Source organism: Paraburkholderia sp. J76 (assembly GCF_905220295.1).
In the GTDB taxonomy this organism is placed as follows: Bacteria; Pseudomonadota; Gammaproteobacteria; order Burkholderiales; family Burkholderiaceae; genus Paraburkholderia.
On sequence record NZ_CAJMZJ010000010.1, the window covers coordinates 62,555 to 79,078 of the forward strand.

General features: G+C 65.0%; 15 protein-coding genes. 6 read left to right on the forward strand and 9 right to left on the reverse strand.

The genetic code is table 11. The features are described from left to right. Positions 1 to 7 precede the first annotated feature (7 nt). The 3 genes from U5768_RS19725 to U5768_RS19735 all read left to right on the forward strand — a co-directional run bounded on the left by U5768_RS19725 (position 8) and on the right by U5768_RS19735 (position 1,753). Entirely contained in the window at positions 8 to 895 is an 888-nt protein-coding gene (locus U5768_RS19725; protein WP_322032082.1) for a LysR family transcriptional regulator, read from the forward strand. Positions 896 to 984: 89 nt separating this feature from the next. Further along, complete coding sequence (locus U5768_RS19730) at positions 985 to 1,428, forward strand: MerR family transcriptional regulator (protein WP_322032083.1); 444 nt, start codon at positions 985 to 987, stop codon at positions 1,426 to 1,428. Then, positions 1,358 to 1,753, forward strand: a complete 396-nt coding sequence (locus U5768_RS19735; protein WP_415913941.1) for a carboxymuconolactone decarboxylase family protein — start codon at positions 1,358 to 1,360, stop codon at positions 1,751 to 1,753. The genes U5768_RS19730 and U5768_RS19735 overlap by 71 nt, the downstream gene beginning before the upstream one ends. A gap of 73 nt (positions 1,754 to 1,826) precedes the next feature. On the opposite strand, the gene U5768_RS19740 is transcribed toward U5768_RS19735, so the two are convergent. After that, on the reverse strand, positions 1,827 to 4,886 hold the full coding sequence (locus U5768_RS19740) for a helix-turn-helix transcriptional regulator (RefSeq protein WP_322032085.1): 3,060 nt from the start codon (positions 4,884 to 4,886) through the stop codon (positions 1,827 to 1,829). Positions 4,887 to 4,904: 18 nt separating this feature from the next. Continuing rightward, on the reverse strand, positions 4,905 to 5,162 hold the full coding sequence (locus U5768_RS19745) for a DUF4242 domain-containing protein (RefSeq protein ID WP_322032086.1): 258 nt from the start codon (positions 5,160 to 5,162) through the stop codon (positions 4,905 to 4,907). 219 nt (positions 5,163 to 5,381) lie between these two features. On the opposite strand from U5768_RS19745, the gene U5768_RS19750 reads away from it, so the two are divergent. Beyond that, on the forward strand, positions 5,382 to 6,755 hold the full coding sequence (locus tag U5768_RS19750; protein WP_322032087.1) for an FAD-binding oxidoreductase: 1,374 nt from the start codon (positions 5,382 to 5,384) through the stop codon (positions 6,753 to 6,755). 94 nt (positions 6,756 to 6,849) lie between these two features. Here the strand turns inward: U5768_RS19750 and U5768_RS19755 are convergent, their stop codons facing one another. The 5 genes from U5768_RS19755 to U5768_RS19775 form a co-directional block, all read right to left on the reverse strand. Further along, positions 6,850 to 8,016 (reverse strand): porin, encoded by a 1,167-nt coding sequence (locus U5768_RS19755; RefSeq protein WP_322032088.1) that lies wholly within the window; start codon positions 8,014 to 8,016, stop codon positions 6,850 to 6,852. An 83-nt stretch (positions 8,017 to 8,099) separates the two neighbouring features. Next, positions 8,100 to 8,675: a helix-turn-helix domain-containing protein gene (locus U5768_RS19760; RefSeq protein ID WP_322032089.1), complete on the reverse strand. Its 576-nt coding sequence runs from the start codon at positions 8,673 to 8,675 to the stop codon at positions 8,100 to 8,102. Between the two features lie 243 nt (positions 8,676 to 8,918). Beyond that, positions 8,919 to 9,326, reverse strand: a complete 408-nt coding sequence (locus U5768_RS19765) for a cupin domain-containing protein (RefSeq protein ID WP_322032090.1) — start codon at positions 9,324 to 9,326, stop codon at positions 8,919 to 8,921. Between the two features lie 55 nt (positions 9,327 to 9,381). Next, positions 9,382 to 10,248: an AraC family transcriptional regulator gene (locus U5768_RS19770; protein ID WP_322032091.1), complete on the reverse strand. Its 867-nt coding sequence runs from the start codon at positions 10,246 to 10,248 to the stop codon at positions 9,382 to 9,384. Positions 10,249 to 10,365: 117 nt separating this feature from the next. After that, a complete protein-coding gene (locus tag U5768_RS19775; RefSeq protein WP_322032092.1) occupies positions 10,366 to 11,262 on the reverse strand; it encodes a LysR family transcriptional regulator in 897 nt (298 codons plus the stop codon). Between the two features lie 85 nt (positions 11,263 to 11,347). On the opposite strand from U5768_RS19775, the gene U5768_RS19780 reads away from it, so the two are divergent. Together U5768_RS19780 and U5768_RS19785 are read left to right on the forward strand one after the other, a co-directional pair. Beyond that, positions 11,348 to 12,124: an NAD(P)H-dependent oxidoreductase gene (locus tag U5768_RS19780; RefSeq protein ID WP_322032093.1), complete on the forward strand. Its 777-nt coding sequence runs from the start codon at positions 11,348 to 11,350 to the stop codon at positions 12,122 to 12,124. Between the two features lie 515 nt (positions 12,125 to 12,639). Next, positions 12,640 to 14,034 carry an MFS transporter gene (locus U5768_RS19785; protein ID WP_322032094.1) on the forward strand — a complete coding sequence of 465 codons (1,395 nt, stop codon included), beginning with the start codon at positions 12,640 to 12,642 and terminating at the stop codon, positions 14,032 to 14,034. A gap of 6 nt (positions 14,035 to 14,040) precedes the next feature. Here the strand turns inward: U5768_RS19785 and U5768_RS19790 are convergent, their stop codons facing one another. Together U5768_RS19790 and cobA are read right to left on the reverse strand one after the other, a co-directional pair. After that, complete coding sequence (locus U5768_RS19790; protein ID WP_322032095.1) at positions 14,041 to 14,751, reverse strand: response regulator; 711 nt, start codon at positions 14,749 to 14,751, stop codon at positions 14,041 to 14,043. Positions 14,752 to 15,269: 518 nt separating this feature from the next. Continuing rightward, a complete protein-coding gene (gene cobA, locus U5768_RS19795) occupies positions 15,270 to 16,049 on the reverse strand; it encodes a uroporphyrinogen-III C-methyltransferase (protein WP_415913942.1) in 780 nt (259 codons plus the stop codon). Positions 16,050 to 16,524 lie beyond the last annotated feature (475 nt).

A 16,524-nucleotide genomic window follows, 5' to 3' on the forward strand; every position in this document is an offset into this window, starting at 1 on the left:
AGCAATCATGGACCGGTTGCGCAGCATTGAAGCGTTCGTGGAGGCCGTGGACTGCGGCAGTTTCAGCGCGGCCGCGCGCAAGCTCGACCTGAGCCCGGTGATGGTCGGCAAATATGTCGGCCAACTGGAGAAGCATCTGGGTGCGCAACTGCTCCAGCGCAACACGCGTGCGCAAAGCCTGACCGATGCGGGGCGCCGCTTCTACGAGGAAAGCCGCAAGCTGCTGGAGCAACTGGCGCAGGCGGAGTCGTCGGTGGAAAGCTTGCGGGCCGCGCCGCGCGGGCGCCTGCGCGTGAGTGCGGCGCGGACCGTCGGCGCCTGCGTGATCGCGCCGCTCGCCGCCGACTATCAGGCCGCGCATCCGCAGGTGCATATCGACCTCGATCTAAGCAACAGCATGGTCGATCTCGTTGACGAAGGGTTCGACCTGGCCATCCGTGTGGGCGAACTCGACGCCGATCTCGACCTCGTCGCGCGCCCGCTCGGGCAATACCGCATGACGATCTGCGCCGCTCCCGGCTATCTGGCGCGCCACGGCGTGCCGCAAACGCTGGCCGATCTCGCGTCGCACCGCTGCCTTGGGCTGAGTCTGTGGCACCGGCGCAATAGCTGGCGGCTGCCAGGCGGCGGCCACTGGCCCGAAGACCCCGCGTTCGTCTGCAACGACGGCTTCGCGCTGCGCGAAGCGGGGCTGCACGGAGCGGGCCTGCTGTTGCAGCCGCGCATCCTGGTGGCGGACGCACTGGCCTCCGGGCGGCTCGTGAGCGTGCTCGACGCGGCGGTTCCCGGGAGCCGTCCTGTTCACGTGTTATACCGGCAGGACCGGCAGCCGCTGCCAAAGATCCGAAGTTTCGTGGAGTTTCTGGTCGAGCGGGCGGGGCGGATTCTGCGGTGAGCGGACCGCTTTTCGCCGGCGCAAAAAAAGTGCTTGACCTGGAGTGCACTCGAAGTCCCAACATGCAAACCGTCGATGAGGAGAAACGCATGAAGATTGGCGAACTGGCCGCGCTCACGGGCCTTTCGGCCCACACGATCCGCTACTACGAGCGCATCGGGCTGATTCCCTATGCCGTGCGCGACGAAACGGGCCAGCGCGCTTACGACCGCTCGGTGCTCGACTGGATCGAGTTCCTGGGCCGGCTGAAGACCACGGGCATGCCGATCCAGGGCATGTTGCGCTACGCGCAACTGCGCGCGGCGGGTGTGTCGACCGAACGCGAGCGCGGCGAGTTGCTGGCGGCGCATCGCGATGCGGTGCGCGCGCAGGTGGCCGAACTCAACGCGTGTCTTCTCGTCCTCGACAAAAAGATCGACGGTTATTCCCACGCCATGCAAAGGAACGAAAATGCACGAAACGATGAATCAGGTCAGCGCCGCCCAGCAGGAAAGCCGCCTCGCAAGAGGCAAGCGCATGCTCTCGGCGATTGATGGCAGCGGCGGCGAGCACGTGATCGACTCGCTTGCCGATATTGCGCCGGACTTCGCGCAGTATCTGCTCGAATTTCCGTTTGGCGACATCTACTCGCGGCCCGGGCTGGACCTGCGCTCGCGCGAGATCGCCACCATCGCGGCGCTCACGGCCATCGGCCATGCGCAGCCGCAGCTCAAGGTGCATATCGCGGCTGGCCTGAATGTGGGCCTCTCACGCGAGGAAATCGTCGAGACGATCATGCAGATGGCCGTGTATGCGGGCTTTCCCGCGGCGCTCAATGGGCTCTTCGCGGCACGCGAGGTGTTCGCCCGCGAGGGTTGATGCGCACGGCACGCACGACACGGCGGCGGCACCGCGCCGCCGCGTCGCGTGCGTCGCGTCAGATCAACGGCGGTCACGTCCCGCGCTTTTCCGTGAGGCCATGGCGGATTGCAAATGCCGCCGCCTCGGTTCGATTGGCGCAATGCGTCTTGGCAAGAATGGCCCGAATGTGATTGGCAACCGTGTTCGGACTCAAAAAGAGCCGCCCGGCGATTTCACGATTGCCGAGCCCGCTCGATACCAGCAGCAGCACCTCGGCTTCACGCGCGCTCAATCCGGCCGGATAGACCATGGACGGTGCGTGCGCGATCATGCGCCGCACGTCGTCGATCTGTTCGACTAGCGCTCGCATGCCCATGCTCTGCGCCGCCGTGCGCGCGTCGTCCAGCAGCAGGCGCGCCGCATCGGCGTCGCCTTCGGCGTTGCGCGCAAGCCGCATCGACGCGTAGCGCACGCGCGTGCGCGCGAGGGCGGGTTCGGCGCCCTGCCGGCGGTTCATCGCCAGCGCGCTTTCGAAGTGACGCTCGGCGTCGCACCATTCGCGCCGTGTCGTCGCGAGCAGGCCGAGCAGCGACGACGCCGCGCCCAGGCACCCGACCGTTGTCCCGATCAGCAGATTGCGGCCGTCGTAAGGGAGCAGCATCGAGTACAGCGTATCCGCGCGATCCGTGTCGTCGAGCCGCGCGCACACCTGCGCCAGATACGCAAGGCTGGCCGCGCGCAGTGCGTCGTGGCGGACGATCGCGAAACGGTCGGCAGCGAGCGCCTCGAACTCGCTACGCGCTTCGTCGACGAGGCCGATCTCCGAGTAGAGCAACGCGAGGCCTGGACGCCATGTGCCCGCCTTGGGCATCGCGTCCACGAAGCACCTCACGAGCGGCGCGAGGTCACGCAAACGCCCTTGCTCGAAGCGCAACGTGAACATCTGCATACCGTACACGCCCGGCGCATCCAGCCCGGGCATGCGGCGGCCGATCTGCAGGGCCTGTTCGATCAGGCGCGCGGCGTCGTCGAACCTGCCCTGCATCAACGCAAAGGTCGCGCGCGAGGTGGCGCCCACGTAGCGTTCGAACGGCTGCCGCAAGTCTGCCGCGCGCCGCTCGAATTGCTCGAGCTGCACGCGCCACGTTGAAAGGTCGCCCAGTTCCATCAGTTCGAACAGTTGCCAGGCCTGTGCGTCGAGCGCGCCCAGAACGTTGTTCGAGCGCTCGGCCAGTTGCCGCGCCTCCTCGATGTCGCGCAGCCGCTGCGCACTGCGCTCCGGCTGCCAGCGTGCAGACAGCGTGGAGACCAGCGTCGCGACCAGCGTGTCGTTGTCGCCGCTGCGCCGGGCCATCGCCACCGCCTGCTGGTGCACGATCTCGGCCTGGGCGTCTTCGCCGCTGAAGATCAACGCCCGCGCAAGCGAGCTGAGCAAATGAGCCTTCATCGTGCTGTCGCCGCTGTCCTGCGCGGCGAGCGCTTCGCGCAGCAGCCGCGCCGCCGTCTGTCCTGGAAGCCCCGGCGCCCAGCTAGCCCGCTCGAAGCCGAGCGCGGCGCTCGTCATCTCTTCGATCGCGTGTGCCTCGCGCGCCAGCAACGTAGCCTGTTCGAACGCTGCGCGCGCCTGCAGATATTCACCCGCAAGCGTCAGCGATTCACCGAGCGCGTTGAGAAGCCGGCACTTCAAAGCCGGATCGCAGGCACGGGTCATGTCCGCAGCCTGGAGCGCCAGGCGATAGTAGCGAGCCGCTTCTTCGTGTGCGAGCAGCCCGGTTGCGCGTTCGGCGGCGCGCCGCGCGATATCGGCCGCGCGCGCGGCGTCCGCGCCGGGCAGCGCGCGTGCGTAATGATGCGCAAGTGCTGGCAGGTGACGGTCCGCATCATCGGCATACAGGGTTTCAATGGCCTGCGCGACACGTAGATGGAGCCCGCTGCGGGTCGGTATCGCGATCTCGCCGTATAACGTCTCGCGAATCACCGCGTGCGAAAACTGGAACCAGCCCGGCCGCTCCTCCGCTTCGACGATGCGCGATTGCAGGGCTTCTTCGATCGTATTCCGTATGTGTTCCGCGAGCGGCTCGTCCAGCACGCGCTGCAGCAACTGAAGGTCGAATGTCCTGCCGATCAGCGCGGCCCGTTCGAGCACATGATTCGTCATTGCCGAAAGGCGGTTCAGGCGTCGCCCGATCACTTCCTTCACGCCTTCGGGAATGCGAACGCCCGGCGCGGCGCGCGGCTCGTTCGGCCGTTCCTGCGCGCGGCGTCCGAGCACGCCCTCCTGAATCAGCAGACGCGTTGTCTCGCCGACGAACAAGGGATTTCCTTCGGTCTGCTCATAGATTGCATCGAGCAGCGCCGGCGTGAAGCCCTTGCCGCCCGACTGGGCGATCAACGCCTCCGTTTCCGGTTGGGTGAGGCCGGCAAGACGCAAGCGATGGAAATGACCGTACCGGGCCAGGTCGCCGAGGGTGAGCGACAGCGGATGCTGGCGGTTCAATTCGATGTCGCGATACGTGGCGAGCAGCAGGATGCGCTGATGCTCGATCTCCGGCGCGAGAAACTCCAGCAACCGCAGCGACGACGCGTCCGCCCAATGGAGATTGTCGATGATCAGCAGCAGCGGCTCGCTTGCCGCCGCGAGTCTCCAGAAGGTGGCGATGGCGTCGAACAGGCGGAAACGCTGTTGCAGCGGATCGGAGGTCGGCAGCAAAGGGGCGTGATTGCCGAGCCGCCGGCCGATCTCGGGGAGAACCTCCGCAACCGGCGCGGCTGCGGCGAGCATGGTGCGCAACGCCTCTTCGTCATGGCCTTCGAGCCAGACCCGCATGATCTGAAGCCATGGCCAATAGGGCGGCGCGCCCGGCTCCTCGTTGCAACGGCCCCATAGCACCCGCACGCCGGCGGCGCGTTGGGCAAGCGCCTGCGCAGTGTGTGATTTGCCGATGCCGGGTTCGCCGGCCAGCATGGCGATCGCGCCATGGCCGGCCGCCGTTCGTCCGAGCAGGTCGACGAGCGCGGCGAGTTCGCTTTCGCGGCCCACGCTCGCCGTCGCGGTACGCTCATCGTCCGCGTGCGCCGCGAGACGCGTTCCGCAGGCATCGCAGAAGCGGGCGTCCTCGCGATTGTCCCGACGACACAACGGGCACTGCATCGGATTGGCCTCCGATGGCTAGCTAAACGCCTCCGGCCGCAATTCGCTGACCTCCACCACGACGTCGGCCGGCAGGCCGGCGAGTCTGGCCGCTTCGCGAATCGCCTCGGCGCTCGGTGCCTCATACAGGCAGTAGGTTTTGCGCCTGTCCGCCGACAGGAATGAAAACAGCCAGTTGACGCCATTCGCGTCGTTGATTTCCTTGAGCGCCACGGCGCCCGCGGCGTCGAGCTTCAATTCGTCGGCGAACTGGCGTTCGATGAGAAATAGTGACACGGCCTTCTCCCGTCTGACTAACGACTTGCGACGAGCCGCAGTTACGCGCAGTTACGTTGTAGTGACGCCCATCAGGCGTGTCAAGCTCGCGCGGCGTCGCGGTAGTCAGAATCGACTATCCGCCGAACGCGGCGTCGCCGTGCAATTTGATCAATCCTGTGGATGGTCGAGCCGCGCCCGCCGGTCTACCGTGAACGTGTGGAAACCGGGGAGATCGACATGTTCAGCGACAATGACTTGACGGCCTGGCGCGCCGGCCTTCGGGGAACGCTCGTCCAGCCCGCCGACGGCGCCTATGACGATGCGCGCAAGGTCTACAACGCGATGATTTCGAAGCGGCCGAAGCTGATCGCGCGATGCGCGGATGTGGCGGACGTCATCGCATCCGTGAATTTCGCACGCGAGCAAGGGCTGCTGCTGGCCGTGCGGGGCGGCGGACACAACGGCGGCGGCCTCGGTATCTGCGACGATGGCCTCGTGATCGACCTCGCGGCGATGCGGGGCATCCGCGTCGATCCATCCGCGCGCACCGTCCGCGTGGAAGGCGGGTGCCAGTGGGGCAGCGTCGATCATGCGACGCATGCGTTCGGGCTTGCCACGCCGAGCGGAATTATCAGCACGACCGGTGTCGGTGGCCTCACGCTGGGGGGCGGCATCGGCCATTTGACGCGCCACTATGGGCTTGCGATTGACAATCTGCTTTCGGCCGACGTGGTGCTCGCCGACGGACGGCTCGTCACGGCAAGCGAGGACAGCAACAGCGATCTCTTTTGGGCGTTGCGCGGCGGCGGCGGCAATTTTGGTGTCGTCACTTCATTCAAATACCGGCTGCATCCGGTTTCGGAAGTCGTTGCCGGTCCGACGCTGTGGCCGCTCGCACGCACGACGGAAATCATGCAGTGGTATCGCGCGTTCATGGCCGATGCGCCGGACGAACTCAACGGCTTTTTCGCGCTCATGACCGTGCCGCCCGGGCCGCCGTTTCCCGAACCGCTGCACTTGCAGAAGGTATGTGCGGTGGTGTGGTGCTGGAGCGGCGATCCCGCGAAAGCCGAATCGGCTTTTGCCCCGGTGCTGGCAACCGGGCCGATGCTGCACGGCGTGCAAACGATGCCATTTCCCGTGTTGCAGAGCGCATTCGACGGCCTCTATCCACCGGGCTTGCAATGGTATTGGCGCGCCGACTTTTTAAACGAATTGTCTGATGAAGCGATCGCGCTGCACGTGCAGTACGCAGAACGGATGCCGTCGATGCACTCGACCATGCATCTGTATCCGGTAGACGGAGCCGCGCATCGAGTGGGCCGCAACGAGACAGCGTTCAGTTATCGCGATGCACGCTGGGCGGCGGTGTTTGTCGGCGTCGATCCCGATCCCGCGAACGCGGACGCCATCAGTGCGTGGGCTCGCGATTATCAGACCGCGTTACACCCTCACTCGGCTGGCGGAGCGTACGTGAACTTCATGATGGAAGAAGGCGAGGACAGGGTGAAGGCCAGTTTCCGGGACAACTACTCGCGACTGTCCGCTATCAAGCGCGAGTACGACCCGGAAAACCTGTTCCGTGTGAATCAGAACATCCGGCCCGCATGACTGTTTGACCAACCAGGTTCATGCTTGCGATGGCGCTTCTTCGTCGGGGTAATGTTTCCACTACCCCGGTTTCCACTACCCCGCGAACCTGCGATTAGAAGCGGTGGTACATGCCAATGTTGGCTTGAACCTGGTTGCCGCCCGATGCGGTGTTGCCGAAGTCCGCAGCCGACGCCTGAGCGCCCTGAGCATGCACGTAGGCGCCCATCACGTAGACCGAGGTGAGCTTCGACAGCGCGTACGTTGCACCCAGCGACGCCTGGTTGATCGACGCCATCGTGCGGCCTTCAGCAGCCTGCGCGGGCGTGGCTTCCGAACCGTACACGTACGTGTAGCCCGCCGCCAGCGACAGTGCCGGCGTTGCCTGGTACTGCAGAAGGGCGCCGATCACGTTGAAGTGAATCGACTCCTGGCTGCCGTTGCCCTGGTACTGCGCGTTCGAGTAGCGCAGGCCTGCCGTGTACTGGCCAAACTGGTACTGGCCCGCGACCTGTGCGATGCCCGCGCTCTTGAATGCATTGCCACCGTAGTAGCCCGAACTCGGATAGCCCAGCGCGCCGCCGAACGACGGTTGCGCCGTCGCGTTCTGCCAGCCGTTCTCGCCCTGGTTCACCGCCTTGAAGTAGCCGCCGGCGACCGTCAGGCCACCTTGAGCGTAGTCTGCCGCTGCCGACCACGATTGGCCCGAACCCATGGCGCCGGCAACGCCGCCGAACGAGTACGCGCCTTCGGCCTGGAAGCCGTGGAAGATCGGCGAAATGTACTTGACCGCGTTGTTCTGGTTCGTGGTGTTGTCGTTGTTGTCGACGTCACCCGGGGTCGAGAACGCCGACGCCGAAATCGCGTCGCCCGTGAGGCCCTGAACCATTTCCGTCACGGCGTCGATCTGGCGGCCCATGCGCAGCGTACCGTACTGGTCCGACGTGAGGCCGACGTAAGCCTGGCGGTTGAACAGCGAACGCGAGGAGCCGATAGGGCCCTGGCCGCCGATGCCGCCGGTCGCAATGTTGAAACCGTTTTCGAGCTTGAAGACTGCCTTGAGACCGCCGCCGAGGTCTTCCTGACCCTGCATGCCCCACTTGTTCGAACCGGAGGCGCCGCCATCGAGGCTGAACTTCGAGTGGCCGCCGACGTTCGAGGTGTAGCCGATACCTGCGTCAAGCATGCCGTACAGGGTGACTGACGACTGGGCCATTGCAAAGGGGGATGCTGCGAAAGCGGCAACGGCGATAACGCCTGCCTTGATCTTGTTGTTGTTCATCTGGTCGTCCTTCAATTCGTCGTCCTGATCTTATTGAAAACCTGGAGACCAGTCGGTTGTGCCGCGCCTGGCCCCTCTCCTCGTTAAAACAGTCGTGGCGTCCCTACCCAGACCACGACCGCCTCCTTCTTGCCTTCGTTACTCCAGCCATGCGGCACCGTCGACTGGTAGTGTGCCGAGTCGCCCGCATGCAGCACGAACGGCTTGCCCTCCAGTTCCAGCGTGACCTCGCCCTCGATCACGTAGAGGAATTCCTCCCCTGCGTGCGTCGTGACTTCCGAGCGCTTCACGCCCTTTGGGAGACGCACGAGTATCGCTTCGAGCTGCCGCCCGCCTGCGGTATTCGTGAGTCGCGCGAACAGGTTCGCCGAATCCGCGAAGCCGAAGAACTCCAGCTTGCTGCCGCGCTTGACCGAGCGCTCCTCCGACGGCGTTTCGACGAAATACTGCACCGTGACACCCAGCGCCTTGGCGATGCCCGCGAGCGAAGTCAGCGACGGCGACGCATGACCGCGCTCCACCTGGGACAGAAACGGCTTGGAAATACCGGCCGCCGTTGCCGTCTGGTCGAGCGTCTGTCCGAGCCGCTGGCGCAGGGCGCGAATCTTTTCGCCGAGCGCCACCGCCGTAGGGTCGTGCTTGCCAGATGTCGAGACCATATCAGGAACGTTTTTTGTCGTCAAAATTAGTTTGATGGAAGTAAATATCGTTTGATGCGCTTGCGATATATATCACCCCGGCGGGCGTCTGGCATCACCCCGGTGCACCGGTGGGATCGGCCACGGGGAACGTTCGAGAAATGAAATTGTAAACCGTGGGTGGTGCGATCCGGCGGCCGCGGACTCGCGATGATCGCGCGCCACGTGCGAGCGCGCGGGGTGGTTTCATGAAGAACGCGATGCTCAGATCCAGAGATCGTTTTCCACCGTGCGCTCGCTGCGTGCGCCGTCGCCGGTATTGGCCACGCCGCGCGGTTCGATCAGCAGGAGCTTCACTTCGCCCATTGCGCAGGGCTTGTGTTCGGCGCCTTTCGGCACGACGGCCAATTGGCCCGCGCGCACGACGATAGGGCCCTCGCGCGTGTCGATGCGCAACTCGCCTTCGAGCACGATGAACGTTTCGTCGGTGTCGGCGTGGCTGTGCCAGACGAAATCTCCAGTCAGCTTCACGACCTTGAACTGATAGTCGTTCATCTCGGCAACCACGCGCGGTTGCCAGTGGCCTTCGATCAGGGCGATCTTCCCGAGCAGGTCGATGGTCTGGCCCTGGCCGCGCGCGGCGGGGGGTGTGGCTGTCCGTTCGGCTGTCATATGCGGCTCCCTGCGCTGAATTGCGCTTAAGTCGTGGATATCGACCAGGCCGAGACTACGCGCCCTGGCGACGCGCGTCTTGCACGATCGTGACGGCATGCTCCGCAGCGCCACTCGCGATGCGCAACCATCGCGCCGGCGCGATGCCGAAGGTCTTCGTGAAATGGCGTGTCATGTGCGACTGGTCCGTGAAGCCCGCGCAGGCCGCGACGTCGGCGAGCGCCATGCCGCGCAGCATCATCGTGCGCGCCGCGTCTAGGCGCCGTTGCGTCAGGTAGCGGTAGGGGCTCGTCCCATAGAAGGTGCGAAAGTCGCGCGAAAGGCTCCAGCGGTCGCGTCCCACGGCCTGCTCGAGCGCGTCGAGCGAGACAGCCTGCTGGCACTGTGCGTCGAGGTATTCGCGGGCGCGCTGCGCGCTTGCGAAGTCGCCCTTCGATCGCGGCGGCGGCGTGCCTGCCACTGCGGCGAGCGCGTGCGCCAGTTCCGCGAGCGCGTCGCTCTGCTCGAACGGGTCGAGTCCTTGCGACACCTGTCGCATCAGCGCCTCGGTTGCGGCCCATAAGCGGGGATCGCCCGTCACGCCGCCCTCGATGAAAGGCAGTGCGCGGCCGCCCAGCACCTGCTGGAACACGGCGGGCTGCACATAGATCATGCGGTAGCGAAAGCCTTCGCCGGTGCCGGCCTGGCCATCGTGCGGCTCGTCGGGATGCAGCACCATCGTATGGCCCGGGAGACTGTGGGTCGTGCCGCGCCGGTACTTGAAGCTCTGCACGCCCGCCAGCGTGCGGCCGATCGCATAGGTGTCGTGACGATGCATCGCATACGCCTTCCCCTGAAAGAAGGCTTCGATGCGTTCAACGCCCGCAACGGGTTCGGCGCGCAGCAGCCAGTCGGCGTGGCGCGCGGGATGGGTCGGATTCATGGTGGTTGGCCTGGTGCGTCGCGGCGCGGTAAAGGGCCCGCAAGGGTAGTCGAGGGCATGCGCGGCGCCACGAGGATTGTGGCACAGGCGCGCCGCACCCGCGGGCCTCGCTAGGTGTCATACGGCTTGGGCGATCTGCTCCCGCAGCCAGCGATGCGCGGGGTCGCGGTGCGAGCGCTCGTGCCAGAGCATGCACATTTCATAGCCGGGCACTTCGATGGGCGGCTCGACCACGCGCAACGCCGCGCGTTCGCGCACGAGCCGCCACGGCAGCATGGCGACGAGGTCGCTGCGTTCGAGTACGGAAATGACGAAAAGAAAGTGCGGGACGGAAAGCACGACGCGCCGCGTGAGCCCCGCTTGCGACAGCGTTTCGTCGGTGACGCCGTGAAATCCGCCGCCGTCGGGCGAAACGATGACGTGTTCCAGCGCGCAGAACTGCGTGACGTTCGGGCGCCGCTTGAGACGCGGATGGCCCGCGCGGCCCGCAAGCACGTAGCGCTCGGTGAAGAGCGCTCGCCGGCGCAGGTTCCCGGGCGCGTCGCTGGTGGTGTGGAACGCCAGATCGATCTCGCCCTGCGCCGCCTGCTTCGCGATGCGCGCGGGCGCGAGTTCCACCACGGCAAGGCGCGTTTGCGGCGCGGCCTCGCGCAACCCGCGCAGCGCCGGCAGCGCGATGGTGGATTCGCCGTAATCGCTCGCGGCCACGCGCCACGTGTCGCGCGCGGCGCGCGGATCGAACGGACTTTCGGGCGCGATCGCGCGCTGGAGCGATTCGAGCGCCTCGCGCAGCGGCTCGCGCAACGCCAGCGCGCGAGCCGTGGGCTGCATGCCGCGCGGCCCGGGCAGCAACAGCGGATCGCCCAATACCTCCCGCAGCTTCGCGAGATGCACGCTGACCGCGGGTTGCGAGAAGTTCAGCCGCCGCGCTGCACGTGTCACATTATGCTCGGCAAGCAGCACGTCGAGCGTAACGAGAAGGTTGAGATCGAGACTGCGCAAATTAATGGACATAATGGCTGGTATTTCCGCTATTCATTTCCACTATAGCAGCCGGCCAACTAAGCTGGGTACGTGTCAGAACACAGAGCCCATCGCCATGAATATCCTGCTTGTCTACGCCCATCCCGAACCGAAGTCCCTCAACGGCGCGCTCAGGGATTTCACCATCCAGCATCTTGAGGCGGCGGGTCACGCCGTGCAGGTGTCGGACCTCTACGCCATGAACTGGAAAGCGGCGCTCGACGCGCAAGACAGCATTGAGCGCCGCGACGACGCGCTGTTTCACCCGTCGCTCGACTCGAAGCACGCTTTCGAGAACGGCCTTCAGGCCGGCGATATCGCACGGGAGCAGGCCAAGCTTTTATGGGCCGATACGCTCATCCTGCAGTTTCCGCTCTGGTGGTTCTCCATGCCTGCCATCCTCAAGGGCTGGGTGGAGCGTGTTTTCGCGTACGGCTTTGCCTACGGCGTGGGCGAGCACTCCGAAGCGCGCTGGGGAGACCGTTACGGCGAAGGCACGCTCGCCGGCAAGCGCGCGATGCTCGTCGTCACGATGGGCGGCTGGGCATCGCACTACGGGCCGCGCGGCGTGAACGGGCCGATCGACGACATTCTCTTCCCGATTCATCACGGCGTGCTGTATTACCCGGGCTACGACGTGCTGCCGCCGTTTCTCGTTTACCAGACGGGGCGCATGGACGAGGCGCGCTATGCGCAAACGCGTGATGCGCTCGGCGCACGCCTCGACGCGCTGGAGCACACCGCGCCCATTGCGTTCCGCAAGCAGAATGGCGGTGCGTATGAAATCCCCGCGCTCACGCTGCGCGCCGAGGTGGCGCCGGAACGTACGGGGTTTGCAGCGCACGTTGGGTAGCGTAGCGCGCTCGCGGTGCGCTCGCGCCGAAGGGCACGACGGTGCCCGGCGATGGTGCGGGGCTTCGCTGCGGTGCACCAGCAGTAGTCATCTCAAGCCCATCATTGGTGGAACGCTGGCGGATTGAGCCGCGCACGCGACGCGCGCGGCGCGTGCGCCAAAGCCGCGCCAGTCGGGCATTGCGCGGTCGCACGTGCTCGGGCCGCGAGCCAGTGGCATACGTATTGCTTTATCGCTGGCGGGGCCAACGACGGCTCCAATGAATTGCATCATCGTCCCGCCGTGTGCGGGATCAGTCGATCAAGCGGGGCAACGGCGTCCCGAAGCGGCACTCCATGGCACAACGTGAATGGGGAGCCGCTTCGGGACGCTTTTTTTGTGCGCGTCGCGGTAAGCGACATGGTGGCGCAAACCTTTGGCGATGCGATTTGCACTGCTAACTATGACGATGCCGCGAGCGGCGAATCCGAAATGCGCGGCAGCGCGCCCGAAAGACACTATTGGGGAGAAACCTCGTGAAAGACCTGGTAAGTTCGCTCAAGAGCGGTAACTGGCGCGCGCTGATCGCGTGCTTCCTGTACTTCGATACCGGCTTCACGGTGTGGGTGATGTTCGGCCCGCTCGCGCCGTTCGTCCAGAAGGACATTGCAATGACGCCGGCCGAACTGGGCCTGCTCGTGGCGGTGCCCGTGCTTGGCGCGGCGATCTTGCGCGTGACGCTCGGCAATCTGTATCAGGCCTGCGATGGCCGCCGTGTCGCGCTGATGGGCATCGCGCTCTCGGCGATTCCCGCTGCCGTATTGCTGATCATGCCAGGCACGCCGTCCTACACCGTGTTGCTCGTGCTGGGCGTACTGCTCGGCGTAGGCGGCGCGAGCTTCGCCGTGGCGCTGCCGATGGCCGGTAGCAACTATCCGCCGAAGGTGCAGGGCCTTGTACTGGGACTCGCTGCGGCAGGCAACATCGGCGCAGTGCTTGACGGCTTTCTCTTTCCGGGCCTCGCCGCCCACTATGGCTGGGCGCGCGCCACGGGCGCGGCGTTGCCGCTGCTCGCGCTCGCCGCCGTGGCGGTTGTCTTCTGGGCCCGCGATCTCGGCCAGAAGTCGGGCAGCGCGCTGCGGGCAATGCGCTCGTTCGGCATCACGCTTGCCGGCCTTATCGCGCTGGTGCTCGCCGTGCATGCGGGCATGTTCGGCGCAGGCAAGACGGGGGTGCTGCTATTGCCGGTGTTCGGCGCGCTGCTCGCCATTGCCGTGCTGCCGCGCCACTATCGCGCGGTGCTCACCGAAGGCGACACGTGGGTCGTGATGCTCGTGTACAGCATCACGTTCGGCGGATTCGTCGGCATGTCGTCCTATATCTCGACGCTGCTTGTTTCGCTCTACCAGGTACCGAAACTCGAAGCCGGCGTGGTGATGTCGTTGCTCGCCCTGACCGGTGCGATGGTGCGCCCGCTCGGCGGCCTGATCGCGGATCGCGTCTCCGGCGTGCGCGCGCTCGTGGTGCTGCTTGCGGCGATCTCGGTGTGCGACTTCGCCTTTGCGTTGTGGATGCCGCCGTTCGCCGCCGGCATTGCACTGCTCGCGTTCACCTACGTGTGCTTCGGACTCGGCAATGGCGCGACGTTCCAGCTCGTCGCGCGCCGCTGGCAGGGCCGCACGGGGCTGATGTCGGGCATCATCGGCGCGGCGGGCGGGATCGGCGGTTTCTATTTGCCGGTCGTCATGGGCATGGCGAGAGAGAGCACCGGCAGCTACCAGATGGGCTTCGCGACGTTCGGTGTGATCGCCGCCGCAGCATTCGGTCTGGTGGTGCTGCACCGCGCACGCTGGCTCGAATGGGCGCTCCCCCAGGAACCGGCGATGGCGCCCGCGGTCGTGCAAGGCGCTCCGGCCGGCGCGAGCCATTAAGGGTGCCTAAGTTTCCAGGCACGGCTCCGAGTCGGGCTTGAGCAACGCGGCGTCCTTCACGCGCAGGATATAGCCGAGGCCGCGCAAAGTCAGGATCTGCGCGTTCGAATTCACGAGATGCTTGCGCAAGCGGTGAATGTAGATGTCGATGGCGTCGCGGCTCGGTTCTTCATCGAGGCCGAACAGGCTCTCCATGAGCGTGCGCTTCGAAACGGTGCTGCCTTGATGCAGCATGAGCGTTTCGAGAATGGAGTGCTCGCGGCGGCGCAAATTCAGCGGCGCGCCGTTGTGGCTAAAGGTGCGTGTGCCGGTGTGATAGTGCAGGTCGCCGCAACTCAGGCACGCGGCCTTGTCGTTCGCCTGGCGCCGTATCAGCGCCCTGATGCGAGCGAGCAGTTCGCGCGTGTCGAAAGGCTTCACGAGGTAGTCGTCGGCGCCCGCGTTGAAGCACGCCACCTTGTCCTCGATCTCGCCGTGCGCGGCCAGCATCAGCACGGGGAGGTTGTCGCGCCGGCGCCGCAAACGCGTAAGCACGCTCATGCCGCTCAAGCCCGGCAAATGCACTTCGAGCAGCACGAGATCATAGTGCTGGGACTTCAGCACGAAGTCTGCCGCGTCGCCGTCGGCCACGCAGTCGACAGTGAAATTCGCCGTGCGCAGCAGGCCGACGAGCCATTGAGCAAGCCTCGGATTTTGCTCGACTAGCAACAACTTCATCGTGTTGTTCCTTACCTGCGTCTTCTGGTTATGGTTGTTTTCGCGAGGAATTCCGTATTCGCCTGGAAGCGGGTATTGGCGTAATTCCTGAAAAAATTGTTGCATCGCCAGTCTCCCCAACGTTGAATCGTTTTTCAAAACGGTTTGCTACGCTGATGGCTGCATTCTAGGCAACGAAACCCTTCCTGAGGCTTTCATGTTAATCGCCATTTAATCGGGGATTTCCATGAGGTGCGTAGGAGTTAGGTAGGATGAAGGTCAGGGAGTGTTAAAAAGACAGTGCTTAAGCGCAATTCTCTTACTGTTGTTCGCGCTTCTAATCGAAATGAAAGCGTAGAGATGCTAAAGCGGGATCAATTTCGCAGCCGAAAAATGAAAGACCGTTCGATAATGATTTTGTCGATTAATTATATTCTTGATGAAAGGTGGATTCCCGGTACAAGGTGCAGCTTGAAAGAAAATGACTCGCACTCTCCATCGTTGCGCAGCCATGCGAACCTCTGAACGTGGCAGCAGGCTTACGCGCTTAGCCGTCGCACCTCTTCGTCGTATGAAGGCAGCCTGAGCGAAGCCGCCTCGCCAATCGCGTTGCCCACGAGAATGATGGCCGGGCTGCCAAGGCCAGCCGCACGAACGTGCGCCGCGATCGTGCCGAGCGTGCCCGTTACGCGGCGCTCGTTAGCGCTGCCCGCCCACTGCACGGCGGCGGCGGGCGTCGCCGGAGGGAGCGCGCTGGCGAGGGTGGCGCACAGCGAATCAATGCGGCTCACGCCCATGTAAATGGCGAGCGTCATGCCCGTTGCGGCGAGTGCGTGCCAGTCGGGCTCGCTATGGTCGCGCAAATGCGCCGTCACGAATATCGCGCCCTGGCAATGATCGCGGTGCGTGAGCGAGACGCCGAGCCCTGCCGCCGCCGCGAATGCCGCGGAAACGCCGTTCACGATCTCCACCGTCACGCCCGCTTTGCGCAATGCTGCGAGTTCCTCCCCCGCGCGGCCGAACAGCAGTGCGTCGCCGCCTTTCACACGCGCTACGTGCAGGCCGCGGCGCGCATAGCGTTGCATCAAGCGCTCAATGAACGCTTGCGGCGTGGAGCGGCAGCCGCCTCGCTTGCCCACGCGGATCACACGGGCCTGCGGCGCGAGCGTGACGATCTCCGGGTTCACGAGATCGTCGAGCAGCACGACATCGGCGCTCGCGAGCACTTTCGCCGCCTTCAGCGTGAGGAGATCGAGATCGCCCGGACCTGCGCTTAGCAGCGTGACCTTGCCTTCATTGCCTGTCGTCATCGTCGTCATCCTTTCGTATTGCGTGGTATTGCGTGCGCCCACGCCGGGCGCGCCATACAAAAAGGCGTCCGCTCGCCGCTTGCGACGAGGGGACGCCATTGTCCAGTCAGCTCGAATCGAGGCGCGCATCGCGCGGCTCTGGGTTGCATTGCCCGGCGTCGTTGCCGGACGCTTCGGTTCAGGCAAGTTCCAGACCAGTATGCGCTCGCACGCGCCGAGCGGACGCAGGAACCCTCAACGCGCACACCCGATGTGCTGCACAGCACCAACCTTGTGCCGCCCTGCATCACGATGCGCAGGCCCACGAACGAGTAGACGCCCCGCGCGCGAGCCGTCCAGGTCCGCCAGACCGGGCCTTGCGCTGAATGGTCGCCAATTGGCACATTGCTTGCGTATGACTTCGCAGCAAGTGCCATAGCGAATCAATGGAGATTCGGCTGCAAGCAGTCGCGCAGCGCACGAGGGTTTCGTATTCAGGGCAACG